23 protein-coding genes and 2 tRNA genes are annotated in these 25,557 nt (G+C 67.9%); 9 read left to right on the forward strand and 16 right to left on the reverse strand.

What is annotated here, in order from left to right:
* Nucleotides 1-209: 209 nt before the first annotated feature.
* The 6 genes from rho to argS form a co-directional block, all read right to left on the reverse strand.
* The gene (gene rho, locus ACT86A_RS25895; RefSeq protein ID WP_445094830.1) at nucleotides 210-2,357 is read right to left on the reverse strand and encodes a transcription termination factor Rho; all 2,148 of its coding nucleotides are present in this window, start codon (nucleotides 2,355-2,357) and stop codon (nucleotides 210-212) included.
* Between the two features lie 328 nt (nucleotides 2,358-2,685).
* Entirely contained in the window at nucleotides 2,686-3,657 is a 972-nt protein-coding gene (thrB, locus tag ACT86A_RS25900) for a homoserine kinase (RefSeq protein WP_445094831.1), read from the reverse strand.
* Between the two features lie 25 nt (nucleotides 3,658-3,682).
* Nucleotides 3,683-4,744, reverse strand: coding sequence for a threonine synthase (gene thrC / locus ACT86A_RS25905; RefSeq protein WP_445094856.1), 1,062 nt, complete (start codon nucleotides 4,742-4,744; stop codon nucleotides 3,683-3,685).
* Nucleotides 4,745-4,827: 83 nt separating this feature from the next.
* Nucleotides 4,828-6,177, reverse strand: a complete 1,350-nt coding sequence (locus tag ACT86A_RS25910; protein ID WP_445094857.1) for a homoserine dehydrogenase — start codon at nucleotides 6,175-6,177, stop codon at nucleotides 4,828-4,830.
* A 2-nt stretch (nucleotides 6,178-6,179) separates the two neighbouring features.
* Nucleotides 6,180-7,601, reverse strand: coding sequence for a diaminopimelate decarboxylase (gene lysA / locus ACT86A_RS25915; protein WP_445094832.1), 1,422 nt, complete (start codon nucleotides 7,599-7,601; stop codon nucleotides 6,180-6,182).
* A gap of 121 nt (nucleotides 7,602-7,722) precedes the next feature.
* On the reverse strand, nucleotides 7,723-9,381 hold the full coding sequence (gene argS / locus ACT86A_RS25920) for an arginine--tRNA ligase (RefSeq protein ID WP_445094833.1): 1,659 nt from the start codon (nucleotides 9,379-9,381) through the stop codon (nucleotides 7,723-7,725).
* A gap of 92 nt (nucleotides 9,382-9,473) precedes the next feature.
* Here argS and ACT86A_RS25925 point away from each other — a divergent pair, with 92 nt between their 5' ends.
* The 3 genes from ACT86A_RS25925 to ACT86A_RS25935 all read left to right on the forward strand — a co-directional run bounded on the left by ACT86A_RS25925 (nucleotide 9,474) and on the right by ACT86A_RS25935 (nucleotide 11,373).
* Complete coding sequence (locus ACT86A_RS25925) at nucleotides 9,474-10,376, forward strand: thioredoxin-like domain-containing protein (protein ID WP_445094858.1); 903 nt, start codon at nucleotides 9,474-9,476, stop codon at nucleotides 10,374-10,376.
* Entirely contained in the window at nucleotides 10,376-11,197 is an 822-nt protein-coding gene (locus ACT86A_RS25930) for a DUF305 domain-containing protein (protein ID WP_445094834.1), read from the forward strand. The genes ACT86A_RS25925 and ACT86A_RS25930 overlap by 1 nt, the downstream gene beginning before the upstream one ends.
* Nucleotides 11,198-11,300: 103 nt before the next feature.
* Nucleotides 11,301-11,373 (forward strand) — tRNA-Arg (locus ACT86A_RS25935).
* A 58-nt stretch (nucleotides 11,374-11,431) separates the two neighbouring features.
* Here ACT86A_RS25935 and ACT86A_RS25940 read toward each other — a convergent pair.
* Nucleotides 11,432-11,716 carry a hypothetical protein gene (locus tag ACT86A_RS25940; RefSeq protein WP_445094835.1) on the reverse strand — a complete coding sequence of 95 codons (285 nt, stop codon included), beginning with the start codon at nucleotides 11,714-11,716 and terminating at the stop codon, nucleotides 11,432-11,434.
* A gap of 116 nt (nucleotides 11,717-11,832) precedes the next feature.
* Between ACT86A_RS25940 and ACT86A_RS25945 the strand changes: the two genes are divergently transcribed.
* Nucleotides 11,833-12,930, forward strand: coding sequence for an alpha/beta hydrolase family protein (locus ACT86A_RS25945; protein ID WP_445094836.1), 1,098 nt, complete (start codon nucleotides 11,833-11,835; stop codon nucleotides 12,928-12,930).
* Between the two features lie 102 nt (nucleotides 12,931-13,032).
* Here the strand turns inward: ACT86A_RS25945 and ACT86A_RS25950 are convergent, their stop codons facing one another.
* From ACT86A_RS25950 to ACT86A_RS25970, 5 genes are all read right to left on the reverse strand, one after another.
* Entirely contained in the window at nucleotides 13,033-13,776 is a 744-nt protein-coding gene (locus ACT86A_RS25950) for a hypothetical protein (protein ID WP_445094837.1), read from the reverse strand.
* A 147-nt stretch (nucleotides 13,777-13,923) separates the two neighbouring features.
* A complete protein-coding gene (locus ACT86A_RS25955; RefSeq protein WP_445094838.1) occupies nucleotides 13,924-14,217 on the reverse strand; it encodes a hypothetical protein in 294 nt (97 codons plus the stop codon).
* A gap of 8 nt (nucleotides 14,218-14,225) precedes the next feature.
* Nucleotides 14,226-15,551 (reverse strand): polymorphic toxin type 37 domain-containing protein, encoded by a 1,326-nt coding sequence (locus ACT86A_RS25960; RefSeq protein WP_445094839.1) that lies wholly within the window; start codon nucleotides 15,549-15,551, stop codon nucleotides 14,226-14,228.
* A 4-nt stretch (nucleotides 15,552-15,555) separates the two neighbouring features.
* Nucleotides 15,556-15,855, reverse strand: a complete 300-nt coding sequence (locus ACT86A_RS25965) for a WXG100 family type VII secretion target (protein ID WP_445094840.1) — start codon at nucleotides 15,853-15,855, stop codon at nucleotides 15,556-15,558.
* A 101-nt stretch (nucleotides 15,856-15,956) separates the two neighbouring features.
* Complete coding sequence (locus ACT86A_RS25970) at nucleotides 15,957-16,340, reverse strand: hypothetical protein (protein WP_445094841.1); 384 nt, start codon at nucleotides 16,338-16,340, stop codon at nucleotides 15,957-15,959.
* A 541-nt stretch (nucleotides 16,341-16,881) separates the two neighbouring features.
* Between ACT86A_RS25970 and ACT86A_RS25975 the strand changes: the two genes are divergently transcribed.
* From ACT86A_RS25975 to ACT86A_RS25985, 3 genes are read left to right on the forward strand one after another with little or no spacing between them, the layout of a single operon-like run.
* The gene (locus ACT86A_RS25975; protein ID WP_445094842.1) at nucleotides 16,882-17,904 is read left to right on the forward strand and encodes an iron ABC transporter substrate-binding protein; all 1,023 of its coding nucleotides are present in this window, start codon (nucleotides 16,882-16,884) and stop codon (nucleotides 17,902-17,904) included.
* 2 nt (nucleotides 17,905-17,906) lie between these two features.
* The gene (locus ACT86A_RS25980) at nucleotides 17,907-19,460 is read left to right on the forward strand and encodes an ABC transporter permease (protein WP_445094843.1); all 1,554 of its coding nucleotides are present in this window, start codon (nucleotides 17,907-17,909) and stop codon (nucleotides 19,458-19,460) included.
* Nucleotides 19,457-20,509 carry an ABC transporter ATP-binding protein gene (locus ACT86A_RS25985; protein WP_445094844.1) on the forward strand — a complete coding sequence of 351 codons (1,053 nt, stop codon included), beginning with the start codon at nucleotides 19,457-19,459 and terminating at the stop codon, nucleotides 20,507-20,509. The genes ACT86A_RS25980 and ACT86A_RS25985 overlap by 4 nt, the downstream gene beginning before the upstream one ends.
* A 117-nt stretch (nucleotides 20,510-20,626) precedes the next feature.
* Here the strand turns inward: ACT86A_RS25985 and ACT86A_RS25990 are convergent.
* Nucleotides 20,627-20,701, reverse strand: a tRNA-Cys gene (locus ACT86A_RS25990).
* A 125-nt stretch (nucleotides 20,702-20,826) separates the two neighbouring features.
* On the opposite strand from ACT86A_RS25990, the gene ACT86A_RS25995 reads away from it, so the two are divergent.
* Both ACT86A_RS25995 and ACT86A_RS26000 read left to right on the forward strand, forming a co-directional pair.
* Entirely contained in the window at nucleotides 20,827-21,378 is a 552-nt protein-coding gene (locus ACT86A_RS25995) for a MarR family winged helix-turn-helix transcriptional regulator (RefSeq protein WP_445094845.1), read from the forward strand.
* A 116-nt stretch (nucleotides 21,379-21,494) separates the two neighbouring features.
* Nucleotides 21,495-22,550 carry an Hsp70 family protein gene (locus ACT86A_RS26000; RefSeq protein WP_445094846.1) on the forward strand — a complete coding sequence of 352 codons (1,056 nt, stop codon included), beginning with the start codon at nucleotides 21,495-21,497 and terminating at the stop codon, nucleotides 22,548-22,550.
* Nucleotides 22,551-22,815: 265 nt separating this feature from the next.
* Here the strand turns inward: ACT86A_RS26000 and ACT86A_RS26005 are convergent, their stop codons facing one another.
* Genes ACT86A_RS26005 through ACT86A_RS26015 form a run of 3 tightly spaced genes read right to left on the reverse strand, consistent with a single transcriptional unit; the run spans nucleotide 22,816 to nucleotide 25,549 of the window.
* Nucleotides 22,816-23,592, reverse strand: a complete 777-nt coding sequence (locus tag ACT86A_RS26005) for an enoyl-CoA hydratase (protein WP_445094847.1) — start codon at nucleotides 23,590-23,592, stop codon at nucleotides 22,816-22,818.
* Entirely contained in the window at nucleotides 23,589-24,485 is an 897-nt protein-coding gene (mmsB, locus tag ACT86A_RS26010; protein WP_445094848.1) for a 3-hydroxyisobutyrate dehydrogenase, read from the reverse strand. Before mmsB ends, ACT86A_RS26005 begins: the two co-directional genes overlap by 4 nt.
* Nucleotides 24,485-25,549, reverse strand: coding sequence for an enoyl-CoA hydratase/isomerase family protein (locus ACT86A_RS26015; RefSeq protein WP_445094859.1), 1,065 nt, complete (start codon nucleotides 25,547-25,549; stop codon nucleotides 24,485-24,487). The genes mmsB and ACT86A_RS26015 overlap by 1 nt, the downstream gene beginning before the upstream one ends.
* Nucleotides 25,550-25,557 lie beyond the last annotated feature (8 nt).

Consider the following 25,557-nt stretch of genomic DNA (forward strand, 5'->3'; position numbering starts at 1 on the left):
CCACGCACTATTCGGCACCCGCCAACGCGGTGTATGTCCGGACCGCCACGTCAGAGCCCGGGGACGCGGCCTGTGCGCTCATTCTCGGCTTCGTGATCTGTGGCGCGGCCGCGATCGGACTCGCCTTCTACGCCCCGCAAACGCCGAAAGGGTCCCGCCGGGGCGGGACCCTTTCGGCCGTTGCCAGGACGGCAACTCCACTTTGCGAACTACTCGTCGAGCGCGCCCGGCGCGGTCTTGCTCACCTGCATCAGGAACTCGAGGTTGTTCTTGGACTTCTTCAGACGGTCGATCAGCAGATCGATCGCCTGGTGCGAGTCCAGGCCGGACAGTACGCGCCGCAGCTTGTGCAGCACCCCCGCCTCGTCGGGGTTGAGCAGTAGCTCGTCCTTGCGGGTGCCGGACGGGTTGACGTCCACCGCTGGGAACACCCGCCGCTCCGCGATCTTGCGGTCCAGCTTGAGCTCGGCGTTACCGGTGCCCTTGAACTCCTCGAAGATCACCGTGTCACCGGTCGAACCGGTCTCCACCATCGCGGTCGCGATGATGGTCAGCGATCCGCCGTTCTCGATGTTGCGCGCCGCGCCGAGGAACCGCTTGGGCGGATACAGCGCGGTGGAATCGACACCACCGGAAAGGATTCGCCCCGAGGCGGGTGAGGAGTTGTTGTACGCGCGGCCGAGCCGGGTGATCGAGTCCAGCAGCACCACGACGTCCTTGCCCATTTCCACCAGGCGCTTGGCCCGCTCGATGGCGAGCTCGGCGACCGAGGTGTGGTCCGACGGCGGACGGTCGAAGGTCGAGGAGATGACCTCGCCGCGCACCGAGCGCTGCATGTCGGTGACCTCTTCCGGACGCTCGTCGACCAGCACCACCATGAGGTAGCACTCGGGGTTGTTGATCGCGATCGCGTTCGCGATGTCCTGCAGGATCGTGGTCTTACCGGCCTTCGGCGGCGACACGATCAGCGCGCGCTGCCCCTTGCCGATCGGCATGATCAGGTCGATGACCCGGGTGGTCAGCTTGTTCTGCGCGGTCTCCAGCCGCAGCCGCTGATTCGGGTACAGCGGAGTGAGCTTGCCGAACTCGGGGCGGCGCTTGGCGGCCTCGATATCACCACCGTTGACGGTGTCCAGCCGCACCAGCGGATCGAACTTCTGGCGCTGGCTGCTCTGTTCGCCGTCCCGCGGGGCGCGCACCGCACCGGTGATCGCGTCACCACGACGCAGGCCGTTCTTGCGGACCAGGTTCATCGACACGTAGACGTCGTTGGGCCCGGCCAGGTAGCCCGAGGTGCGGACGAAAGCGTAGTTGTCCAGCACGTCGAGGATGCCCGCGACCGGCTGCAGCACGTCGTCCTCGCGGATCTCGACGTCGCGCGTCTCGCCGCCACCGCCATCACGGTCGCGGCCACGACGACGCTCGCGGAAGCGGCGTCCGCGCCGACCGCGACCGCCTTCTTCGTCGTCACCACCACGGCCCGGCGCGCTGCCGTTCTGACTCTGGCCACGCTCGCCCTGGCCACGTTCGCTCTGGCCGCGCTCGCCCTGGCCACGTTCGCTCTGGCCGCGCTCACCCTGGCCACGTTCGCTCTGGCCGCGCTCGCTCTGGCCGCGCTCACCCTGGCCACGCTCACCCTGGCCACGTTCGCTCTGGCCGCGCTCACCCTGGCCACGCTCACCCTGGCCACGTTCGCTCTGGCCACGGTCCCGACGACGCTCGCCGCCCTGTTCGGCGTCCTGTTTCGCCTCGTCACCACGCGCTTCGGCGGGCGCGGTGTCGCCACCGGTTCGCGCCTGGTCACGACCGCGCCGCTGCCGACCGCGGCCACGCTGGCCGGCCTCGCGGCCGGACTCCTCGGTGGTTTCGGTCGCCGGAGCCGACGCCGCATCGGCCGCGGGAGCGGTCTCGGCGGGCGCTGATTTCGCCGGGGCGGCAGCCTCCGTGACCGTGACCGTGGCCGAAGCCGCAGGCGTCACGTCGAGGGTCGCCTGCTCGGCCTTCGCCGGCGCCGGATCGGCGACGGCGGGGGTATCGGCCTTCGCCGGGACGTCAGCTCTGCCGGTCACCGCGGACTTCGCCTCGCCTTTGGCGGGCTTTTCCACCTTCACTGGTTTCCCGGCGGCCTGATTTTCCTTGATGGCGGCGATCAAATCGCCCTTGCGCATTCCAGAGGTGCCTCGGATACCGAGCTCCCCCGCGAGAGCGCGCAACTGCGGCAACAACATTCCAGTCAGCCCCGATCGTGCGACGTCGGTGTGTTCGCTCATCTTCGAAATCTGTCCGGATTCACTTTCGCGGCTGCCCGTCGGGTTCGATTCCACGCCGGGTGTCGCGAGCAGGTCCGTATCTGTCACGGAAATCCTTTCCTTCCCTCGATCGCCGTGTGCTGTTTCGAGGGTTCGTCCCGCAGCCCGGGCATTCTGCCGGACTGGGATGCGTCCGTCCGGGCGCTATGTGCCGTATCACCTGCCCCGCCGGACCGGCGGCTTCTCCACCATTGGCGAAAGGTGGGGAGTGATCATTCCAGTTGCGCAGCTACGCAGCACCCCCATGGCCTGGAGGCTCGAGCCTGGAGCCTGCTGGAGCGATTGCCCTGATGAAGCACCGGCGTCTGATGCGCACGATGTACGGACTTGCCCAGGATAGCTGGCTATTGCGAATCTCGGCAAGGCAGACTCGCCGTCAGTCGGTCCGGACGCCTTCGGCGAGTCCCGGCTCCACCACGCGCAGGCCGTCGGCGGCCGCGAGTTCGTGGAGTTCCGCAGGGAATTCACTGGTACCCAGGGCCAGGATGGTCGGCCCGGCGCCGGAGACGGTGGCCGCGATTCCCGCCGTGCGCAGGCGGGCGATCCAGGCCGTGGTCAGCGGTAGCGCGGGGGCACGCTGGGTCTGGTGCAGCCGGTCCAGGGTCGCGGGTATCAGCAGGTCGGGGCGCTCGGTCAGCGCGACCACCGCGAGCGCCGCGCGGCTGACATTGAAGGCCGCGTCACCGTGCGGCACGACCTCGGGAAGCAGGCCGCGGGTGTGCGCGGTGGACGAGCGCTCCGCGGGAATCAGCACGAACGGTCGCAGCGCGGGATGCGCCTGCAGCCGTACCGCGCGGTAGATCCGGCCGTGGTACTCCGCCGCGGGCGCGACGTCGAGCCCCGCGTCGGCGGCGAGCTCGGCCGCTGCCTCGGTCCACGAGACCACGATTCCGCCGAGCACGCTGGCCGCCGCGTTGTCCGGGTGACCTTCGAATTCGGCGGCCAGCTGGATCAATTGATCGACCGGCGTGGCCAGCGCCGGGTCCAGTTTCGCCGCGAGGGCACAGCCCGCGGCCAACCCCCCGACCACCGCGGACGCCGACGAGCCGAGCCCACGGGCATGGGGAATCACGTTGCGGCACACCACATCGAGGCCGTCGGCCCACACACCCGCCGCCTCCAGCCCGCGCTCGATCGCGCGGACCACGAGATGCGAAGGGCCCCAAGGAACGTCGTCGGCGCCCTCACCCTCGACGCGGATGGTGAGCCCGGAATCGGTAGTGCGAACCTCGATCTCGTCGTAGATGCCGAGTGCCATGCCGAGCGAGTCGAACCCGGGGCCGAGATTCGCGCTCGACGCGGGTACCCGCGCGGTCACTGTGAGACCAGCGGGCAGCGTCGCACTCATGAGCTGGCTATCGTGCGAGGTCAACTCAGGCCAGCTCGAGTTCGGCAGCGACCGCGACCGGGTCGACCGCGATCGCCTGCACCCGCGGCATCCCCGACAGGGCCGTATCGGGGTCCTTGAGACCGTTGCCGGTCACGGTGCACACCACGGTGAGCCCGGGATCCAGCCAACCCTCCTTGTGGGCGGCCAGCACACCGGCGACACTGGCCGCCGACGCGGGCTCGACGAATACCCCTTCGGCCGCCGCGACCAGGCGATACGCCTCGAGAATCGCCTCGTCGGTGGCGGCCCGGAATGCTCCACCGGACTGCTCCTTGGCCTGCACCGCACCGTTCCAGGAAGCCGGCGCGCCGATCCGGATGGCGGTCGCGATGGTCTCCGGGTCCTTCACCGGCGCACCGTTGACCAGCGGCGCCGCGCCCGCGGCCTGCACACCGAGCATGCGCGGCAGCCCGCCGGTGATGCCATCGGCGTAGTACTCGCGGTAGCCGCGCCAGTAGGCGGTGATGTTGCCGGCGTTGCCGACCGGAAGCGCGTGCACGTCGGGCGCCTTGCCCAGGACGTCGCAGATCTCGAAGGCCGCGGTCTTCTGCCCTTCGATGCGGGCCGGGTTCACCGAGTTCACCAGGCCGACGCTGGGGAAGTCGGCGGTGACCTTGCGGGCGAGTTCCAGGCAGTCGTCGAAGTTGCCCTGCACCTGGATGATCTTCGCGCCGAGCATGACGGCCTGGGCCAACTTGCCCATCGCGATCTTGCCCTCCGGGATCAGCACCGCACAGCTCATGCCCGCCCGGGTGGCGTACGCCGCGGCGGATGCCGAGGTGTTGCCGGTGGACGCGCACAGCACCGCTTTCTGGCCGCGATACTTGGCGTCGGTCATCGCCATGGTCATACCGCGGTCCTTGAACGAGCCGGTCGGGTTCAGGCCCTCGACCTTCAGGTACACCTCGCACCCGGTCAGCTCGGACAGGTGCGGCGCGGGCACCAGCGGGGTCCCGCCCTCGTACAGCGTGACCGGCTCCCAGTCGGCTGCGCCCGCGAGCCGGTCGCGGTACGCCGCGATCAGGCCCGGCCAGCGGGAGTGCACCCCGGCCTGGGGCGCGACGCCCGTGGTACGCCCACCCGGCTGCGGGCCACCACCCCGCAGGGCGTCGCTAGGCGACACTGTGCTCATTCTTCGGTGCCTTCCAATCTGAGAACGCTGGTCACGGATGTGACGGATATCATTTCCGCCAGTGCGGCGACGGTGTCCGCGAGCGCCGACTCCAGGGCGTGGTGGGTCACCACGACCAGGCGCGCACCCGAGCCGTGCCCTTCCTGACGGACGGTCGAAATGCTCACCCCGTGCTTGGCGAATTCGCCCGCCACTTTGGCCAAGACCCCAGGGCGGTCTTCGACCTGCAGGTTCACGTGATAGCGGGTGGGCATATCGCCGATCGGTGCGATCGGCAGCTCAGCATAAACCGATTCGCCCGGAGCACGACCCCCATAGAACTTGTTCCGCGCCGCCATCACCAAATCGCCGAGCACCGCGGAGGCGGTGGGAGCGCCACCCGCGCCCTGCCCGTAGAACATCAACCGCCCGGCGTTGTCCGCCTCGACGACGACCGCGTTGAAGGCCCCGTTCACCGTGGCCAGCGGATGCTTGCGCGGAATGAGCGCCGGGTAGACGCGCACCGAGACGCGCTCCTTACCGCCCTCGTCCGGCCCCGGCTCGCCGGGACCGGCGTCCGCCCGTTCGCAGATGGCCAGCAGCTTGACCGTGCAGTCCAGCGCCGAGGCGGTCTCCAGATCCTCCGCGGTGATCCGCGAGATGCCCTCGCGATACACGTCGGCGGCGGTCACCCTGGTGTGGAATGCCAGCGAGGCGAGAATCGCGGCCTTGGCCGCGGCGTCGTAGCCCTCCACATCGGCGGTCGGGTCGGCCTCCGCGTACCCGAGCCGGGTGGCCTCGGCCAGCGTGGCCGCATAGTCGGCGCCGGTCTCGTCCATCGCGGAGAGGATGAAGTTGGTGGTGCCGTTGACGATGCCGACGACCCGGTTCACCCGGTCCCCGGCCAGGGACTGGATCAGCGGGCGCACCACCGGGATGGCGCCCGCGACGGCGGCTTCGAAGTACAGATCGGCGCGGCTGCGCTCGGCGGCCGCGGCGAGCTCGCCGGTGTATTCGGCCAGCAGCGCCTTGTTCGCGGTCACCACGGATTTGCCCGCGTTCAGCGCGGCCAGGATCAGCCGCCGCGGCGGATCGATGCCGCCGATCACCTCGACGACCAGATCGACGTCCGCGCGGGCGACGAGAGCATCGGCGTCGGTGGTCAGCAGGTCGGCCGGGATGCCGCGATCGGTGTCCAGGTTGCGCACGGCCACACCGCGCAGTACCACCGGGGCGCCGACGCGGGCTTGTAGGTCCTCGGTGTGCTCGCGCAGGATGCGCACGACCTCGGTGCCGACATTGCCCATACCCAGGACCGCGACCCCGATCGGGCGATCGGTCCCCCAGACACCGTTCTTCGTGTTCACCGTCACGCTTCCACCTCCAGGCTGAGCAGGTCCGCCACCGTCTCCCGGCGCAGGATCAGGCGCGGCTGTCCGTCACGCACCGCGACGACCGCGGGGCGGGTCAACTGGTTGTACCGGCTGGACATCGAATAGCAGTACGCGCCGGTGGCGGCCACAGCGACCAGGTCACCGGGGCCGACGTCAGCCGGCAACCACGTATCGCGAATGACGATATCGCCACTCTCGCAGTGCTTTCCGACCACTCGCGCGACCACCGGCCCGGCCTGCGACGAGCGCGAGACCAGGCGGCAATCGTAATCGGCCTGATAGAGCGCGGGCCGGATGTTGTCGCTCATGCCGCCGTCGACGCTGACGTAGCGCCTGCGCAGGCCGCCGTCCAACGAGACATCCTTGATCGTGCCCACCTCGTACAGCGTCACCGTGCCGGGCCCCGCGATGGCACGGCCCGGTTCCACCGCGATCACGGGCACCGGCAGACCCGCGCGTTCGGCCTCGGCGGCGACCAGCTTGCGCAGGTTCGCCGCGAACTCGTCCAGCGGCGGCGGGTCGTCCGACGGCAGATACGAAATACCAAGTCCGCCACCGAGATCCAGCGTAGCGATCTGGGCGGTACGCTCGATGCCGAACTTGTCGATGGCCTCGCGCAGCAGACCGAGCATGCGCCGTGCGGCGATCTCGAAACCGTCGATCTCGAAGATCTGCGAGCCGATGTGGCTGTGCAGGCCGACCAGACGCAGATTGTCGGCGTCGAAGACGCGCGCGAGCGCCTCCATGGCGTCGCCGCCCGCGATCGAGAATCCGAACTTCTGGTCCTCGTGCGCGGTCGAGATGTATTCGTGGGTATGGGCTTCCACGCCGACCGTAACCCGGACCAGCACATCCTGCAGCACGCCCGCACGGCCGGCGACGGCTTCCAGGCGCTCGATCTCGATCAGCGAATCGACCACGATGTGGCCGACTCCGGCGGACACCGCCGCCTCCAGCTCGGCTACCGATTTGTTGTTGCCGTGCAACGCGATTCGTTCCGCCGGAAAGCCCGCGTGCAACGCCACGGCGAGTTCGCCGCCGGAGCATACGTCCAGCGACAGGCCCTCGTCCCGGATCCAGCGCGCGATCTCGCCGCACAGGAAAGCCTTGGAGGCGTAGTGGACTCGCGCGTTCACGCCGAAGGCGCGGACCATGTCGCGGCAGCGGGAACGGAAGTCGTCCTCGTCGACCACGAACAGCGGGGTGCCGAACCGAGCGGCCAGCTCGTGCACCGGCACGCCCGCCAGCCGGACCACGCCGTCGGAGTCGCGAACGGCGTTGCGCGGCCACACGTTCGCAGGTAGATCGATCATCTTTTCCGGGCCGCTCGGACGCTCTGGCAGATTCGGCGCATGCGGAATCTCGGCGTGCCGGGGACCGGCGGGGTGCGCGGTCATGCCTGCGCCTCGCTGACGCTCGGCTCCGGCATCACCGCTTCAGCGGCTGTGTCGATGGTTCGCTCGCTCCGCTCGCTCACTGGTGAAGCTTCCTTCCTCGCTGCTCTGGTCCGGTACCCGGTCACATACGCTCCGGCGCACTGACACCGAGCAGGCCGAGTCCGTTGGCCAGGACCTGACGCGTAGCGTTGACCAGGGCCAGCCGGGCGGCGTTCGTCGGCGAGACGGGCTCGTCGCCCAGCGGCAGAACGCGTAGGTTCTTGTTGGTCTGGAAACGGTGGTAGGTGCCGGCCAGCTCCTCCAGATAGCGGGCCACCCGGTGCGGTTCGCGCAGGCTCGCGGCGCCGGCCACGACGCGGGGGTACTCGCCCAGGGTGCGGATCAGCTCGCCTTCCTCGTCGGCCGACAGTAACGCGAGATCCGGGGTGACGGAGTCGTACTCGAACTCGGCGGCATTTCGCGCGATGGACGCGGTGCGCGCGTGCGCGTATTGCACGTAGTAGACCGGGTTCTCATTGCTCTGGCTGGCCCACAGGTTCAAGTCGATGTCGATACTCGAGTTCACCGACGAGCGCACCAGCGAGTAGCGCGCCGCGTCCACGCCGATCGCCTCGACCAGATCGTCGAGCGTCACCACCGTGCCCGCGCGTTTGCTCATCCGGACCGCTACGCCGTCGCGCAGCAGGTTCACCATCTGCCCGATCAGCACCTCGACGGTGGCCGGGTCGTCGCCGAAGGCGGCCGCGGCGGCCTTCAGCCTGCCGATGTAACCGTGATGGTCGGCGCCGAGCATGTAGATGCACAGATCGAAGCCGCGCGCACGCTTGTTCTGGAAGTAGGCGATGTCACCGGCGATGTAGGCGGCGTTGCCGTCGCTCTTGATGACCACCCGGTCCTGATCGTCGCCGTACCCGGAGCTGGCGATCCACCAGGCGCCGTCTTTCTCGTACAGGTCGCCGGAGTTCTTCAGCTTCTCCACCGCCTGCTCGACCGCGCCGGAGGCGAACAGCGAACTCTCGTTGAAGTAGACGTCGAAGTCGGTGCCGAACTCGTGCAGCGACTCTTTGATGTGCGCGAACATCAGCTCGACGCCCTCGGCGCGGAACAGTTCGAGGCGCTGCGCCTGCGGCTTGCTCAGCACATCCGGGTGCGCGGCCACGATCTGGTCGGCGATTTCGGCAATGTAGGCGCCCGCGTATCCGTTGTCCGGGGTCGGGGCCCCCGTCGCGGCGGCGGCCAGCGAGGCGGCGTACCGATCGATCTGCGCCCCGTGGTCGTTGAAGTAGTACTCGCGCACCACATCGGCGCCCTGCGCGGCCAGGATGCGGCCCAGTGCGTCGCCGACCGCGGCCCAGCGGGTGCCGCCGAGATGCACGGGGCCGGTCGGGTTGGCCGAGACGAACTCGAGGTTGATCCGGGTGCCCTGCAGGGTGTCCGCGGCGCCGTATGCGGCGCCGGCGGCGAGCACCCGCTCGAGGATCGCGCCCTGCGCGGAGGCGGCGAGGCGGATGTTCAGGAAGCCGGGTCCGGCGACCTCGGCGGCGGCGATGCCGTCCGCGGCGTTCAACGCGTCGGCGAGCCAGGTCGCCAGTTCGCGGGGGTTGGTTCCGGCGCGCTTGGCCACCTGCATCGCGACATTCGTGGCATAGTCGCCGTGTTCCGGGTTCCGGGGACGCTCCACGGTGACCTCGTCGGGCAGGACCGCAGGGTCCAGTCCACGTTCGACAAGCACCTTCGCGGCAGTGGCGCGAAGGAGATCTGCAAGGTCAGCTGGAGTCACGAGTCTCTATCCTATGGTCTTGGCGGGTGTACACCACGAGGTGGGCACTGCGCGGTCAGCGGATCCACCACGTCGAAAGAGCACAACGAGCGATGCCGAACAGTCCCAGCGCCAAATCGGCCAGCGCCGCCAAGGCTGCGGCGAAGTTGTCGGCTCCCCGCAAGCGGGGCAAGCGAGGGCAACTTCCGAAGAAGAATCGCCAGATCCCCTGGCCGGCCATCGGTGCGGCCGTAGTCATCATCGCATTGATCGGCGCCCTGGCCTACAGCCTGGTCCCCAAGTACCGGGAGAAGGCCGAACTGGAGAAGTACACGCCGAGCGCCCAGCGCAAAGATCCCTCCGACGAGATCGCGGGCGTGGTGAAGAAGGAATACCCCGCGGGCCTGCACATCAGCGGGAACCAGCGGGTGGCCTACGACCAGGCGCCGCCGTTCGGCGGGCCACACGACCAGTCCTGGGCGACCTGCACCGGTGTGGTCTACAGCAAACCGATCCGGGTGGAGAACGCGGTGCACTCGCTCGAACACGGCGCGGTGTGGATCACCTACAACCCCGACAAGGTGAACGCCGACGGGATCGAGACGCTGAAAGCGAAGGTCCAGGGCAAGCCGTACACCTTGATGTCGCCCTACCCGGGCCAGGATACGGCGGTGTCGCTGCAGTCCTGGGGGCATCAGTTGAAGCTGGACAGCCCCGACGACAAACGCGTCGGCCAGTTCATCACCGCGTTGCGGTTGAACTCCTACACCTACCCCGAAGTCGGCGCGGACTGCTCGACCATCGTCTTCGACACCGACAACCCGCCGCCGTTCGACCCGACGCCACCCGGACCCGGCGCGGTGCCGATGGACGGCAAGGGCCTGCAACCGGACCCGTCCGAGGCGGGCGGCATGCCGCCGGCCGGCCTGCCCGGCGGTCTGCCGGGAGTGCCGGGCGTGCCCGCTCTTCCCGGTGTTCCCGCGCCGGGGCGGCCCGTACCGGGTGAGGGACAGTAATGCGCGCCGGCGAAGAGACCGTCGACGAGGTCTCGGACAACACTGCGACCGGACCGGGACGTGCGGCCGGGGAAGTGCCCGCCGACACCTCGGACGACACCGAGACCGCGTCGGGGCGTGCTGCCGAGACCGAATCCGGTCTCGGCGGACGGTTCCGGCGCCAGCGCACCACATTGGTGATCCTCGGCACTATCGGCGCCATCCTGATCGGCTTCGCGATCGGTGTACTGGCGCGAATTCCCTTGGACAGCGCCGCCGAGCCGGACCCCGGACCCGTCGACGTGGGCTTCAGTCAGGACATGTCGGCGCATCATGCCCAGGCCGTGGAGATGGCGGGTGTGGTGCTGGTTCGTTCCACCGACATCGAAGTGCGCAGGCTCGCCTACGACATCCTGACCACCCAGCAGAGCCAGATCGGCCGCATGCAGGGCTGGCTGCAACTGTGGAGTGCACCCGCGCAGAGTGTCGACGGGTACATGGGCTGGATGACGGAGCCGATGAGCAGCGGCGGCCACTCCGGGATGAACCATTCGGGGATGAACCATTCCGGCCTTATGTCGACTATGCCCGGCATGGCCACGCCCACCGAACTCGCCGCGCTGCGTCAGGCCACCGGACCCGCACTCGACACCCAGTTCCTGCAACTGATGCTGCGCCACCATGGGGGCGGGCTCCCGATGATCGACTACGCCGCCCAGCATGCCGATACCACCGCGGTGCGCACCCTCGCCGACACCATGGCCAAAACCCAGCGCGGTGAATCCGACCTGATAACCACAATGCTCACGGCGCGCGGCGCCGCTCCGCTCCCCATGAACTGACCCGAAACCCCGCCGCCCGACCCGTTTTGGCGGACGGCGACCGATACGATAGGCTGACCCAGCCCGATCGGGCCGCCACCAGGCCCCGACCGAGCCCTATCCCGCCCTCGTAGCTCAGGGGATAGAGCGTCTGCCTCCGGAGCAGAAGGCCGCAGGTTCGAATCCTGCCGAGGGCACGCACAGAATGGCCCCTGACCAGGCTCTCCTGGTCAGGGGCCATTCTTATACCCGACCTCAGCCCGCGTCGATGACCGTCTCGCGGAAAGTCTTGGGCGCCCGCTTGCGCCTGGCGGCCCGATTCCAGCATGGGCGGCCGAACGCGCGGATCAGATGCAGCTCAGAGCGCATACCGTCGGGTATAAATCCCTCATCGACAATCCCCAGTGGCTGGTAGACGAGATCGTCCTCCCGCGCGGCCGGGCAGGTCGGACGATGCGCACGAACCGCGCCCTGGAACATCCTGAGACGGGCCGGCGCAGTGCCGCGAGCGGCATCCTCGCCCGCCCGCGACAACAGCATCGCGGCACCGCCACCTCGGCGGCGTGCGTCCGCGAATTCGGGCGGCCCGAGATCGAGTCCAGCCGATCGAGTACGGACTTGCGAGCGCGACGGATGGTGCCGGGTGGTGAGTGGCGATGACCGCTCGCGCGGTCGCCGGTCCCGCTGCCGCTCGCGCGGTCGCCGGGCTCGCTGCCGCGGTCGCGGTCTTCATCGGCGCCGCCTACTTCGCCGGGCTCGCGCACGCCGAGGTACCCGCGCCTGCGGGCGAACATCTCGTCGGTCGCACCGACACCACCGTCTCGGCCGGTGGTCGAGAGTTGCCGGTGTCGGTCTGGTATCCGGCTGCCGCCCCCACGATCCCAGCGCACTATGTCCCCGCGTCCAACCCGGTCGCAGCCGCGCTGCTCTCGACCGAGGCGGCGCTGTGGCTGGGCGAGCCCATCGCCGCGCCGATGATGCTCACCGCCACGGTCGCAGCTGGACAGGACGCGCCACTGGATACCACGCTCGGCCCCTTGCCGGTGGTAGTGTACTCCCCAGGTCTCGGCACGCCGCGCTGGCTCGCATCGGGACTCGCCGCCGATCTCGCCTCCCGCGGCTACGTCGTGATCGGTGTCGACCACCCGGGCGAGACGCCTGCGGTCGAAGTGCACGGCGAACTGATGCTCGGCACGGCGCCGGCGTACGAAGACACCGAATACATGCGTCGCGCGCTGGACATCCGCGTCGCCGATGTGCACCTGGTCCTCGACGAGCTCGCCGCGCTCCCGGTCGTCGGCGGGCATGTCGACATCGACCGGATCGCGGTGGTGGGGCACTCCTACGGCGGACTGACCGCGCTGGCCGCGATGCGCGCCGAACCGCGCGTCCGGGTGGCCGTGGTGCTCGACGGACCCGCAGGTTGGGCCGACAACACCGACATCGAGCGCGGCGGCGTCGATCGGCCCGTGCTCATGCTCGCCTCCGGCGACATGCTGCATGCGTCGTGGATCCGGTTCGCGTCGGACAATCCAGCGTTCACCCTCGGCACGATTCGTGGTGCCGGGCACTACACGGCGACCGATCTCCCCGCGCTTGCGCCCTCGATCGCGCGGTGCGGGTCGCTGCCCGCCGAACGAGCCGCGGCGATCACCCGCAGCGTTGTCACCGGCTTCCTCGACGAGCAGTTGCGCGACGCGGGCGCGGCTGCGCCGCTGCCGTCCTGGCCCGAGCTCGAGTGGCGCACACGCTGATCGGCCGCACGTGGGCCGCGTGTCGCTCTCGTAAGAGAGAAGGGCTCCCGGGAACCGGAAGCCCTTCGTCGGGATGTCGGATGTCGACTTATGGCTCGCCGATCACGGTAGGGGTTCGGTGGGCTTGTCGGTAGCGCTCAGGACGCCGGCCGCGGAGAGGTAGGCGAATGCGGGCGCGGTCAGGCCCGGCTGAAGAAAGTAGAGGTGGGCTTTGCTGACGGCGCCGTTCTCGGTGGCATCACAGAGCGCGTGCAGGGCAGTCGGGTCGACAGTGAGAGCGATCAGCTTGCCCGCCTCGTAGTCCATCTCCACCCATTTCGCGTGGATTGCGGCGCTCATGACACTTCCGGTGAAGCTCTCCCGCTCGGCGGCGGCGCTGAGACTCATCTCCAGACCGTCGTCGAGATCGGTCGGCGTGTGCTGCCAGTGACCGAATTCCCACCAGCGCACGAAAGTGATCGGACCGTCGACGCCACCGGGCAGTTTCGCCGCCGGATCCGCCGAACGCACCCAGGCGGGCGCGGCAGCCAGTGGATCGTAGGCGGTCCCCGTGACCTCGTTGTCCTCGTCCCTACCGAATAGGAGGGCGCGCTCGCCGGGATATCTGGCCAGCGAGTACCAATTGCCCTCGCCGTCGTGGTTGCTCAGCCGGCCACCTGCCACCCTGGCCGTCTGCCCGATTTCCTCTCCGCTCGCAGCTCGATGGTCATCGCTGTGGGTCGCGGCAGTGATCACGTCCAAGACGGTCACGCGCGCCCACAGGACCTCGGGATGCGGCAACTGAAATCCCATGCCCGGCAACGTATCACCGGCCCCGCACAGCGACAACCGGATCGGCAGCTCCACCGTCTCTCCTGGTCTTCGGGCAGCACCCGACCGGTTGCGCCTATCGCCCCGGACAGCCACGACCGGCGGACCGGCGCGGACGCAGCGCATAGACGGGGACCGGACCCCGACGACCTGCACTTAGGTCAAGTTCTATGGCTGCGACCTTCAGTCCCCGCTGAACCACAGATAACCATGCTGGCCCATGGCGGACTCGGCAGCCGCGCGTAGTTCCTGAACAGCTTTCCGCTCATTGGCGTCTCGTGGTTGCAGCGCCGTCAGCTCGTTCACCAGAAATCGCAACTGGTACGTGTTGAACATCGTGTCGGCATACAGGTGAATTCCATCGATAATAGATCCGGCCGGTGCGCGCTCGATAATTGCGGAGATCGCGTCGCTGGACACATCTACAGACTCCACCTGGCCATGAACCATATTTTGGATGGTGACATCAATTCCCAATTCCGCTCCTATTCAACTGGGAACATATTTATGACGGTGCCGTACTTGTCGGTGATTACTTTGTATCGGCTTGCCGCTGCGCCGCCGGCTTCTTTCGAAAGATTTCCGACTACCTCACCTGCGTCCACGATCCGCTCGTAGTTGCCATATTGGTTCGGCCCTCGTGCAGGGGTTTCCTCAGCCGAATCTGCCAGGGCATCAAGGTCCGTGCCTGCTTTGAAGGTGCTCTTCTTGTCCGTTACCTGGGCACCACCCTCGACATGTTTGGCCCGAATGTACTCTTCCGATGCGTCGGTCAATCCGCCCAGCGGCACCTCTGGTGCAGGAGTGAGCTGTTCGTAGGGCGTGTCATCCGCGTCGATCGCCGCGATCAGGATCGCCAGCCCGGCGATCGTTGCCAGCCCGCCGGTCACGAGTGCCGCTGTGGTGAAGGTGATCCCACTCAGTCCGGTGAAGAACGAACCGATCGAGCCGGCAATGGCGGTCGCTGCGGTTTCGAGGGTTGCCCCCTCCAAGGCCACTGACTTCGGGTTGCGAATCCAGACCACGGAGACGGCGATCACGACAGATGCGCCGACGACGACAGTAGTGAACTGGGTGTTGATGTCGGAGCGCATGGCGGCGAGCGCCACATGGTGATCTGTGGTCACGGTGGCGAGATCGTTAGCGGCCAACTGGATTTCGCCCGCGCTCGCCGCGAGCGTGCGGAGATGTTCGGCCAGGTACGGTATATCCTGCGGTGTGTCGGCCCGGTAGCCGCGCTCCAACCCTTCGGCGATCAATCGGAGCCGACTTCGTGCGCCGAAGACCGCGTTGTCGGCAGCGAAATTCTTCCACGCGGTCGCCATGCGTTCCAGCTTGTCGGTGTCTCCGTCCGGGATCTCACCGCCGACGATCCGGGAGGTGACTTTGTCATAGAGGTCCGGGAACTCGGACTCGAGTCCCCGGCTGTTGGTCCGCGACGAGGCCACACCGACAACAGCATTGGCCCCGTAGGGCAACTCGGATGGGATAGCACGCGGAAGGGTCGGGGCGGCCCCCTTGTTCGGGCTACGATTCGCCTTGTAATTGGAACATTCCCAGTTGTAACCGGCAGCGGTCAGAACATCACCAAAATGCTGTAACGCCCTCGCAAAATTTGTCGCTACCAGCGCAAAGGCACCCGCTCGCTCGTCGTAGCTCTTAGACCATACCTTGACAGCCTGGTAACTCCCCGCCATCCCACCGGTCTCCAGCAGAACGGTCTGCACCGGATTGTAGGCAGCCTGGAAATCCTTGGACAGTGCGTAACAGTCGTTGGCGGCACTGTAATACGACTGCGGCGCGATAATCACCGGTTCACCCCCTCGCCATCCGCACGTTCATATCTTGCGCATCTGCATAGGCGGCGTGGGCGGTTTTCGCCGCCTGCTGCATCTGCGCCACCCCCTCCAGCAACTCTCGCGCCCCCCTCATCCATTCTTCATGCGCGAGGGTGTAGGCGGATCCCGCCGCACCCGTCCAGCCGCCGCTCTGCAGCAGCGTCGAAACGCGGCTATCCATCTGATCCAGATGATCGGACACATACGCGACCAATCCGGCCAGCCGCGCCACAACCTGCTCCAGATGATCCAAATCGACCGAAAATTCCGAAGTCATGGGCCCGCCGCTACCGGATGCCATCGGAGTTCGCTATCAATGGTCGTCCATCTCCCCCAACCATACTCATGACGCCAACCCTACTGGCTGGTCGCGACCGTTCAGAGACCCGCGGAGGCGGCGGAGCCAGGGGACGCGGACCGGCGTGGACGCAGTGCGTAGGCGGGGACCAGTTGGTCCCGCACAGGCAGATCCGGGCGCCCGTCGGCGAACTGGATGCTGTACGTCACTCGGCCCAGCCAGTCGCCGTCAACGGTGGGCAGCCAGTGCGTCAGTGTGCCGGGACGCTCTCCCCGCATGATCACGCCCGCGCCGTTCACGTGCCGCGGGGTTCCCGGGTCGCGGACCAGGATCGCGTCCAGCCGGACCCAGACCGGCCGCGGCGGGTAGGTCAGCGTCCGGTAGTAGTGGCCGGTCCTGTTCGGGTAGACCAGCTCCGGTTCCGTGCCCTCGGTTCGCGGCACGTCATCGCTTGTCGAACCCATGTTCGAATGGTAGCTGGCATCATGCTGCAAGCACCAGGCAACCCGGCAGCGAATCGGACGGCAATGACGGCCACCACAGACCACGGCTTTCTGTCGCGCCGGCGTGCCGCGCGGCGAGGGCCGCCGCCACGGCCCGGGGCGACGACCCGCCTGCGGGGCCTGGTCGATGCACGACGCCGCTCATCACCGGCGCCACTCGGCTCGTGAACGCTCCCAGCGGTGTGCTGTCCGGTCGCACGGGCTACACGAAGGCTGTTATGTGATCAACTGCTACAAGACCCGCGCCGCGGGTGCGCGACGCCGGATCGCACTCACCCGTGGCGAACATTTCGGACTGCTGTTGGACTACCCCGTTCAGCACCTGCGCGGACCGCAATCATGTTGTGCTGCGCGACTTCTCAGGGCCGACCTGACGGGCGGGCGGAATTTCCCGGAATCCGCCGCCGGACCGAAACCGTTCACGCACGCTGGAGGCGGTATCTTCCTTTTAGGTAAGCCTCAACATATGCGCGAGGCATTGGACGCGATCGGGAGGACGAGGATGAAGCCGGTCAGATGGAAGACGATTGCCGCTGGACTGGCCGTCGCGATGACGGCACTCGGCATGACGGCCTGCTCGAATTCCTCGGACGACGCGAACGAGATCACCGTCTACAACGCACAGCACGAATCCCTCACCAAAGAATGGGCCGACGCGTTCACCAAGGAAACCGGGATCAAGGTGACGTTGCGCCAGGGCGGTGACACCGCGCTGGCCAACCAACTCGTCGCCGAGGGTGCCGCCTCGCCCGCCGACGTCTTCTTGACCGAGAATTCTCCGGCCGTGGCGCTGGTGGAGAACGCGGGCCTGTTCGCCGACGTGGACGCCCGGACCGTGGCGCAGGTGCCCGCACAGTTCCGCCCGTCCAGCGGCAAGTGGACCGGCATCGCGGCGCGCGCAACGGTGTTCGTCTACCACAAGAGCACGGTCCAGCCCGGTCAGCTGCCCACGTCGCTGCTCGATCTGGCGCAGCCGCAGTGGAAGGGCCGCTGGGGTGCGGGCGTGTCCGGTGCCGACTTCCAGGCCATCGTCGCGGGCCTGCTCGCCCTGAAGGGCGAGGACGTCACCCGCGCGTGGCTGAAGGGCATGAAGGAGAACGCGACGCCCTTCCCGAACAACGTGGCCACCATGAAGGCGGTCAATTCCGGTAGTCCCGACGGCGGCGTCATCTACCACTACTACTGGTACCGCGACCAGGCCAATACCAAGGAGAGCAGCGCCGGTACCGCGCTGCACTATTTCAAGAACGGCGACCCCGGCGCGTTCGTCAGTATCTCCGGCGGCGGTGTGCTGAAGTCGAGCAAGAAGCAGGAGTCGGCACAGAAGTTCCTGGCGTTCATCACCGGTAAGGCCGGACAAGAGGTGCTGCGGGACGGCACGTCGCTGGAGTACCCGGTCGCCAGCGGCGTCGCCGCCAATCCCGCGCTGCCGCCGCTGGCCGACTTGCAGGCCCCCGCGATCGACCCGTCCAAACTCGACGCCAAGAAGGTCACGGCGCTGATGACCGAAGCGGGTCTGCTGTAGCCGTGGTAGTCCGGACCGCTGTCACCGCGCCCCGGGTCGGCCGGCCGGGGCCCCTCGTCACGGGCGTCGCGCTGCTGCTGGTAGCGGCGACGTTCGTGCCGCTCGGGTACATCGTCTCGACGGTCTTCACCACCGGCCCCCAGCAAGCGGCCGAATTGGTGTTTCGACCCAGAGTCGGTGAACTGCTGCGCAACACGCTCGAGTTGGTGGTGTGCACCGTACCCATCTGTGTGGCGCTCGGCATCGGGCTGGCCTGGGTGGTCGAGCGCACCGACGTACCCGGGAAGTCGTGGTGGGGGCCGATTTTCGTGGCGCCGCTGGCGGTGCCCGCGTTCGTCAACAGCTACGCATGGGTCAGCGCGTTCCCTGCCATGCACGGTCTGTGGGCGGGCGTGGTGATCTCGACGATGTCCTATTTCCCTCTGGCGTATCTGCCCGCGGCGGCCACACTGCGTCGCCTGGACCCGGCGGTGGAGGAGTCGGCGCGAGCGCTGGGCTCCGGCGCGGTGGCGGTGTTCGTGCGGATCGTGCTGCCGCAACTGCGGTTGGCCATCCTCGGCGGCGCGCTGCTCATCGCGCTGCACCTGCTCGCCGAGTACGGCGCTTTCGTCATGGTGCGGTTCGACACATTCACCACGGCCATCTTCGAGCAGTATCAGTCCAGCTTCGCCGGGCCCGCGGGCAGCATGCTGGCCGGTGTGCTCGCACTGTGCTGCCTGGCGCTGCTCGGGGCCGAGGCCGGGCTGCGCGGCCGGGCCCGTTACGCGCGGATCGGCGCCGGGGTGCCGCGCGCCGCGACCCGGATTCGACTGGGTGCCGGCGCGATACCGGTCCTCGCCGTGCTCGTCACGGTGACCGTTGGCGCGCTCGGAGTGCCGTTGTGGACCATCGGGCGCTGGTTGAGCATCGGCGGGACGGCAGTGTGGGATGTCGCCGAGATCGGCAACGCGCTGGGGCAGACGGTTGGCCTCGCGGCGTTCGCCGCCGCACTCACCACACTGTGCGCGTTTCCGGTCGCGTGGATCGCGGTGCGCTCCACCTCGGCGTTCGCGCGGATGGTCGAGGGGGCCAACTACATCACGAGTTCGCTGCCCGGCATCGTCATCGCGCTGGCCATGGTGACCGTGACCATCCGCTGGGTGCCACCGCTCTATCAGACGGTGTTCATGGTGATCGCCGCGTACGTCCTGTTGTTCCTGCCCCGGGCACTGGTCAACCTGCGGGCTGGGCTCGCCCAGGTTCCGGTCGGCTTGGAGGAGGCCTCCCGCTCGCTGGGCAAGTCGGGGCCGGCCACCTTCTGCCTGGTCACCCTGCGGCTGACCGCCCCTGCCGCGGCTGCCGCGGCAGCGCTGGTGTTCGTGGCGGTGGCGACCGAACTGACCGCCACGCTGCTGCTCGCGCCCAATGGAACTCGCACGCTGGCGATGCGGTTCTGGTCGCTGTCGGGCGAATTGGATTACGCGGCCGCCGCGCCGTATGCCCTGATCATGATCGCCGCCGCGGTGCCGGTGACGTATCTGCTGTTCACCAACTCTCGGAAGGCGGCTGGGTTATGAGTCGCGTTGTCGTCACCGACGTATCGAAGACGTTCGGCCATACCCGGGTACTCGGCGGGATCACCCTCGACGTACTCGACCACACCGCGACCGCTGTAGTCGGCTCGTCCGGGTGCGGTAAGACCACGCTGCTGCGCGTCATCGCGGGATTCGAGTCGCCGGACGCGGGTTCGGTGTCGATCGGCTCGGAAACCGTTGTCGGCGAACGCTTCTCGGTGCCGCCACAGCGACGCAATATCGGCTACGTCGCGCAGGACGGTGCACTGTTCCCACACCTGACCGTAGGCCAGAACATCGCTTACGGGCTGCCCGGTCTGTGCCGCCGCAGCCGTCATCGGGTGCGGGAATTGCTGGAGATGGTGTCGCTGCCCCCGTCCTACGCCGACCGGCGACCGCACCAACTCTCCGGCGGCCAGCAGCAGCGCGTCGCACTGGCCCGCGCGCTGGCTCGCAAGCCCTCCGTGATGCTGCTGGACGAGCCGTTCAGCGCATTGGACGCGGGGTTGCGCGCGACGACCAGGCAGGCTGTGGCCGACACGCTGTGTGCGGCGGGGATGACGAGCATTCTGGTGACCCACGACCAGGAAGAGGCGTTGAGCTTCGCCGAGCAGGTCGCGGTGATGCGCGAAGGACGTTTCACCCAGGTGGGCACACCGGAAGAGGTCTACGCCACGCCGAAGGATCTGTTCACCGCCCGCTTCCTCGGCGACTGTGTCCTGCTCGACGCGGTGGTCGAGGCCGGCGTGGCGAAGTGCGCGCTCGGGCGGATCCCGGTGCAGCGCGACGCCCCGACCGGAACCGTGACCATCATGATTCGACCGGAACAGCTTGTGGCCCATACTGTTTCGGATGACGAGCCGGACAGCGGGCAGATCCGCGCCGTCGAGTTCCGCGGCGCCGACGTCATCCTGACGATCGACCTGGATGGCACCGCCACCCCCATTCGAGTACGCCGCGCCAGCGTCGATGCCCCGGTCGCGGGGCAACGGGTGCGTCTCGACCTGCTCGGCTCCGCGGTGGCGTATGCCGAGCCGGGTGTCGCCGCCTGACCCGCACCGGCGAGCGCCGTACTACGGGGAGGACTGCGATGGCTGTACACCACTCGGCAGTGCGCTCGAATACTCGGCTCGGGCATGGCGTGCACCGAGCCGAGCACCGAGGACACTTGGAGCGAGCGGCGGGAATTGAACCCGCGTAAACGGCTTTGCAGACCGTTGCCTCAACCACTCAGCCACGCCCGCCTCGCGCTCTATAGTGCCCCGGATCCGGCAACGGACCTACCGTTGCGTTCACGGTGATCGGAAGGCTGGCGGATGTCTCCGTCGGATGGCTCTGGCGGCGGGCGACGTCATGGAATGATCAAAATATGTCTCAGCCACGCCCGCTTCCGCTCGACCCGATCGAGGAGGCCCACCGTCAGTGGGTCGGTCACGGCTGGGGCGACGTCGCCGACGGCATGGCCGCGGTGACCTCGCTGGTGCGCGCCCAGCAAATCGTCATGGCCCGGGTCGACGAGGCACTGAAGCCGACCGGTTTGACTTTCTCGCGGTACGAGCTGCTGATGCTGCTCAATTTCAGCAAGAGTGGCGCGCTGCCGATGGCCAAGGCCAGCGCGCGCTTGCAAGTGCACCCCACCAGCGTCACCAACACCGTCGACCGCTTGGAGGCGGCGAAACTCGTAGCGCGCGTGCCACATCCCAGCGACCGCCGCGCTACCTTGATCGAAATCACCGATACCGGAAGAGAATTGGTGGCGAAGGCGACGAAGGAGCTCAACGCGAAGGTCTTCGCGGTGCCCGGGCTCCCACCGGAGCGGCTGCACACCCTGCTGCAACTGCTGGCCGAATTCCGCCACGCCGCAGGCGACTTCGACACCAGCGAGGGAACGGCGCGCTGGTCGACCAGCACGGCGATGTAAGCGACACGTACCGGTCGGTCGCATAATCACTGGATCCGAGCGGTACGTGCCCGACGGGCATCCAACCCGCGAATGCCTGGCCCGTCGTCTTGGCAGCGGCAGCGAAAAGGTCCACCATGGAATCCATGGTGCTGCTCTTGGGGGTATCGGCGGGCGCTGGCGGCGCACACGCGATGCTGACACACTCCGATCAGCCGCACCTACCCCCCATCGATCACTGCGAGGTGCCCCGGCGGGCCGGCGGCGGTGTCGAGGAGTCGGTCTTCGAGGCGATCCACCAGATGATGGGCGCCGCTGGCACGCGTGACGAACTCGTCTCCGGAACGGCCGTCACCTGCCGCTGTCCCCTGCATGCCGAGGCCATCCGCGCCGGTGCCGGCGAGCGCAGGCTCACCATCGTCGAGGAACCGCTCGCCCAGCTGCGCTATCTGCGTTTCACCGGGCAACTTCCGGACAACGGCTCGGTGATCCTGTACGACCTGGGCAGTTCCGGGCTGACCATCACCCACGCCGATTGCCGCACCGACACGATTCTGTCCAGCAAACGCAGCACCGTACTCGGCGGCGACGGCTACGACGCGCTGCTGCGCTGGCGGCTGGCCCGCGGCGGCGTGCTCACCGACAAGCCGACCAGCAGGCGTCATCGCGAGCAGTTGAGCGACACCAGGGTGGTGACCGCGATCAACACCGACACCGGCGACCGGGTCGTGCTGACTCGCAGCGACCTGGCCGAGCTCTGCGCCGCGGGCATCCACCACTCCGCGTCGTTCGTGCGGCAGATCATCGACGAAACCGGGGTGCGACCCGAGGCCATGGCGCTGCTCGGCGGCTGCACGCGCAGTCCGATCATCCGGGCAGAACTGGCCGAACTCATCGACCTGCCGATCATCTACGACCCGGAACCCGACCTGGTCTCGGCACGCGGCGCTGTCCTGCTGGCCGCCGAACGGCGCGGCGGTGACCTGCGGATGCCCCGCCTGCGCGCCGGAGCCACCTCGATCGCACCCACAGCGGACCGACGCAAACTCATCGCCGCGGTCGCGGTGACCGCAGCCCTCGGCGCCACCATCGCCGGACTGCTCGCCACCGACAAGGGTTCGCCCCGGCCGGAAAACGGCAGCAACCCGAGACCAGCCGAAATCGTCGCTCCGACATCCAGATCCTTCGGATGATCCACCGCAGCGACATCGGCCGGCCGAGTGCCGCGTATCCGAAGGACCCGGACAACATTTATGCCAAGGAGCCCGGGGTATCGAGCCCCTCATTGCGGGCGCGCTCCGCGACACAGACCCGGACACGTGGCGACCGCACTCCGTGCCCGAGGCCAGGCGTTCTCACCAGATGACCAGCCAGCGCAGATATCCGACAGCACGGCGTGGCCCGTGATCGACCACCACGGGCCTGATCCGCGCGGGAGACCTGGCCGTCCGCCGACAGTCAGCGGTTGGTGAACTTCGCGGAGCGCTTCTCGACGAACGCGCTCATGCCTTCCTTCTGGTCCTCGATCGCGAACAGCGAGTGGAAGACTCGGCGTTCGAACCGCAGGCCCTCGGCGAGGGTGGTTTCGAACGAGCGGTTCACCGCCTCCTTGGCGATCATCGTGACCGGCAACGACATCGACGCGATGGTCTCCGCGACCTCGAGTGCGGTGTCGAGCAGTTCCGCGGCGGGCACGACGCGCGAGACCAGACCGGCGCGCTCGGCTTCCTCGGCATCCATGTTGCGACCGGTGAGTACCAGGTCCATCGCCTTCGCCTTGCCGATCGCGCGGGTCAGGCGCTGCGACCCGCCGATACCCGGTATGACGCCCAGCTTGATCTCCGGCTGCCCGAACTTCGCGGTATCGGCCGCCAGCAGGATGTCGCAGATCATGGCCAGTTCACAGCCGCCGCCCAGCGCGTAGCCCGCGACTGCCGCGATGGTGGGTTTGCGGAACTGCGCCAGCCGGTCCCAGCGGGCGAAGTAGTCGTCGAGGAACATGTCCATGTACGACTTGGGCTGCATCTCCTTGATGTCGGCGCCCGCCGCGAAGGCCCGCTCCGACCCCGTGATCACGATGGCGCCGATCTCGTCGTCGCGCTCGAGTTCGTCGAGCGCCAGGATGATGTCGTCGAGGACCTGCGCGTTCAGCGCGTTCAGTGCCTTCGGGCGGTTCAGCGTGATCCAGCCGACCCGGCCCTTGCGTTCCAGCAGAATCGTCTCGAAGTGTGTCACTCGGTACCCTCGTGGTCGGAACGGTTACGGACATCGGTGACGATAGCGGAGAAGTCCCGCCCGGCGTCCGTCTGGTTGAACCGGGTGTAGATCTCGTTGGCGAGCAACCCGAGCCGGCCGTCGACGTTGTTCCCGCGCAACGCGTTCGCCGCCAGACCCAGGTCCTTGGTCATCAGCGCGGTGGCGAAGCCGGGCTGGTAGTCGTTGTTGGCCGGGCTGGTCGGCACCGGGCCCGGAACCGGGCAGTAGCTGGTCAGCGCCCAACTCTGGCCGGAGGCGGTGGACACCACATCGAAGAACGACTGATGACTCAGCCCCAGCTTCTCACCGAGCACCAATGCCTCCGACAGCGCGATCATCGAGACACCCAGCAGCATGTTGTTGCAGATCTTCGCCGCCTGCCCCACGCCGGAACCGCCACAGTGCACGACTTTGCCGCCCATCACCTCGAGCACGGCGAGCGCGGCACCGAAGTCCTCGGCGGCGCCGCCGACCATGAAGGTCAGCGTCCCCGCCGCGGCACCGCCCACGCCACCCGAAACGGGCGCGTCCAGCGGGCGGTGTCCGGCGGCGACGGCCCGTTCGGCGGCGGTCTTGGCGTCGGCGACGTCGATGGTGGAGCAGTCGATGAACAGCGTGCCCGGCGCAGCGGCCGGGAGCAGTTCGGCGTACACGTCGAGGACCAGTTTGCCGTTGGGCAGCATGGTGATCACGATGTCGGCCGCGGCGGTCTCAGCAGCCGTGTCGACGACCGTCGCACCGTCGCGCGCGGCCTGTTCCCGCGCCGCGGGCACCGGATCGAAGGCGAGGACCGTGTAGCCCGCGCGCACCAGGTTGGCCGCCATCGGCGCACCCATGTGGCCGAGGCCGAGGAATCCGATTCGCTTGCTCATCACTGCACCTCCGGGGCCAGCAGGCCCAGCTCTTCGTCGACCAAGTCGGCGAAATATGTATCTACCTGCACATTCGTGACCTCGGCAAGGGTCGCGGGCGACCACCGGGGCGTGCGGTCCTTGTCGATCACCTGTGCGCGGATGCCCTCGACCAGATCATGCGACGACAGCGATGCGATCGAGACCCGGTACTCCTCGTTCAGCACTGCCTCCAAGCTCGGCGCGGTGCGCGCGGTGCGCAGCGAACGCAGCGTCACCTTCAGCGCGACCGGGGATTTCGCCAGAATCTCCGCCGCGGCCGCCCGCGCTTCGGGTGCTTCGTGCGCCTGCAGGCGTGCGACGATCTCCTCGACCGAGTCGGCGCGGTAGCAGGCGTCGATCCAGTCCCGCCCGGCGAGCAGCGCGGATTCCGGTGCGTCCGTGGCGAACTTGGCGATCGCGATGTCAGCGCTCTCCGAGCGCAGCGTCTCGAGCAGGGCGGGCAGATCCTGCGAGGCGATGAAGTAATCGGCGAAGCCCGCCGCGATGGCGTCACCGGCGCTCATTCGCGCGGTGGTCAACGCGACGTGGGTGCCGATCTCGCCCGGGGTACGTGCGAGCAGATAGGTGCCGCCGACATCGGGAACGAAGCCGATGCCCACTTCCGGCATGCCGATCTTGGATCGTTCGGTGACGATGCGGTGGCTGCCGTGCCCGGAAAGGCCCACGCCACCGCCCATCACGATGCCGTCCATCACTACCACGTACGGCTTCGGGTAGCGGCCGATCAGCGCGTTGAGGATGTACTCGTCGCGCCAGAACCGGCCGGTTGCCGAAGCTGCGGTATTCGCACCGTTTTTCGCATCGGCATGGATGGCGACGATATCGCCGCCCGCGCACAGTCCGCGCTCACCCGCGCCGGTAACGGCCACGGTGCGCACCGCGTCGTCTTCGGCCCAAGCTCGCAGCGTGTCGGTAATAACCAGGGCCATCGAGTGATTCAGGGCGTTGATGGCTTTCGGCCGGTTCAGTGTGATCAGACCCAGTCCGTCGCGCCGCTCGACCAGAACTTCTGGTTCGGTCATACTTTCCG

The sequence above is a fragment of the Nocardia glycosmidis genome (assembly GCF_052545115.1).

Bases quoted from the DNA above. Each gene is read 5' to 3' on its own strand.
- ACT86A_RS25940 (WP_445094835.1), bottom strand. From the start codon at position 11,716: ATGCTGTTGTCGCGGGCGGGCGAGGATGCCGCTCGCGGCACTGCGCCG.
- mmsB (WP_445094848.1), bottom strand. From the start codon at position 24,485: ATGAGCAAGCGAATCGGATTCCTCGGCCTCGGCCACATGGGTGCGCCG.
- ACT86A_RS25985 (WP_445094844.1), top strand. From the start codon at position 19,457: ATGAGTCGCGTTGTCGTCACCGACGTATCGAAGACGTTCGGCCATACC.
- ACT86A_RS26000 (WP_445094846.1), top strand. From the start codon at position 21,495: ATGGAATCCATGGTGCTGCTCTTGGGGGTATCGGCGGGCGCTGGCGGC.
- ACT86A_RS25945 (WP_445094836.1), top strand. From the start codon at position 11,833: ATGACCGCTCGCGCGGTCGCCGGTCCCGCTGCCGCTCGCGCGGTCGCC.
- lysA (WP_445094832.1), bottom strand. From the start codon at position 7,601: ATGACCGCGCACCCCGCCGGTCCCCGGCACGCCGAGATTCCGCATGCG.
- ACT86A_RS25970 (WP_445094841.1), bottom strand. From the start codon at position 16,340: ATGGGTTCGACAAGCGATGACGTGCCGCGAACCGAGGGCACGGAACCG.
- ACT86A_RS25925 (WP_445094858.1), top strand. From the start codon at position 9,474: ATGCCGAACAGTCCCAGCGCCAAATCGGCCAGCGCCGCCAAGGCTGCG.
- ACT86A_RS26015 (WP_445094859.1), bottom strand. From the start codon at position 25,549: ATGACCGAACCAGAAGTTCTGGTCGAGCGGCGCGACGGACTGGGTCTG.
- ACT86A_RS25965 (WP_445094840.1), bottom strand. From the start codon at position 15,855: ATGACTTCGGAATTTTCGGTCGATTTGGATCATCTGGAGCAGGTTGTG.
- ACT86A_RS25995 (WP_445094845.1), top strand. From the start codon at position 20,827: ATGTCTCAGCCACGCCCGCTTCCGCTCGACCCGATCGAGGAGGCCCAC.
- ACT86A_RS25930 (WP_445094834.1), top strand. From the start codon at position 10,376: ATGCGCGCCGGCGAAGAGACCGTCGACGAGGTCTCGGACAACACTGCG.
- thrB (WP_445094831.1), bottom strand. From the start codon at position 3,657: ATGAGTGCGACGCTGCCCGCTGGTCTCACAGTGACCGCGCGGGTACCC.
- ACT86A_RS25975 (WP_445094842.1), top strand. From the start codon at position 16,882: ATGAAGCCGGTCAGATGGAAGACGATTGCCGCTGGACTGGCCGTCGCG.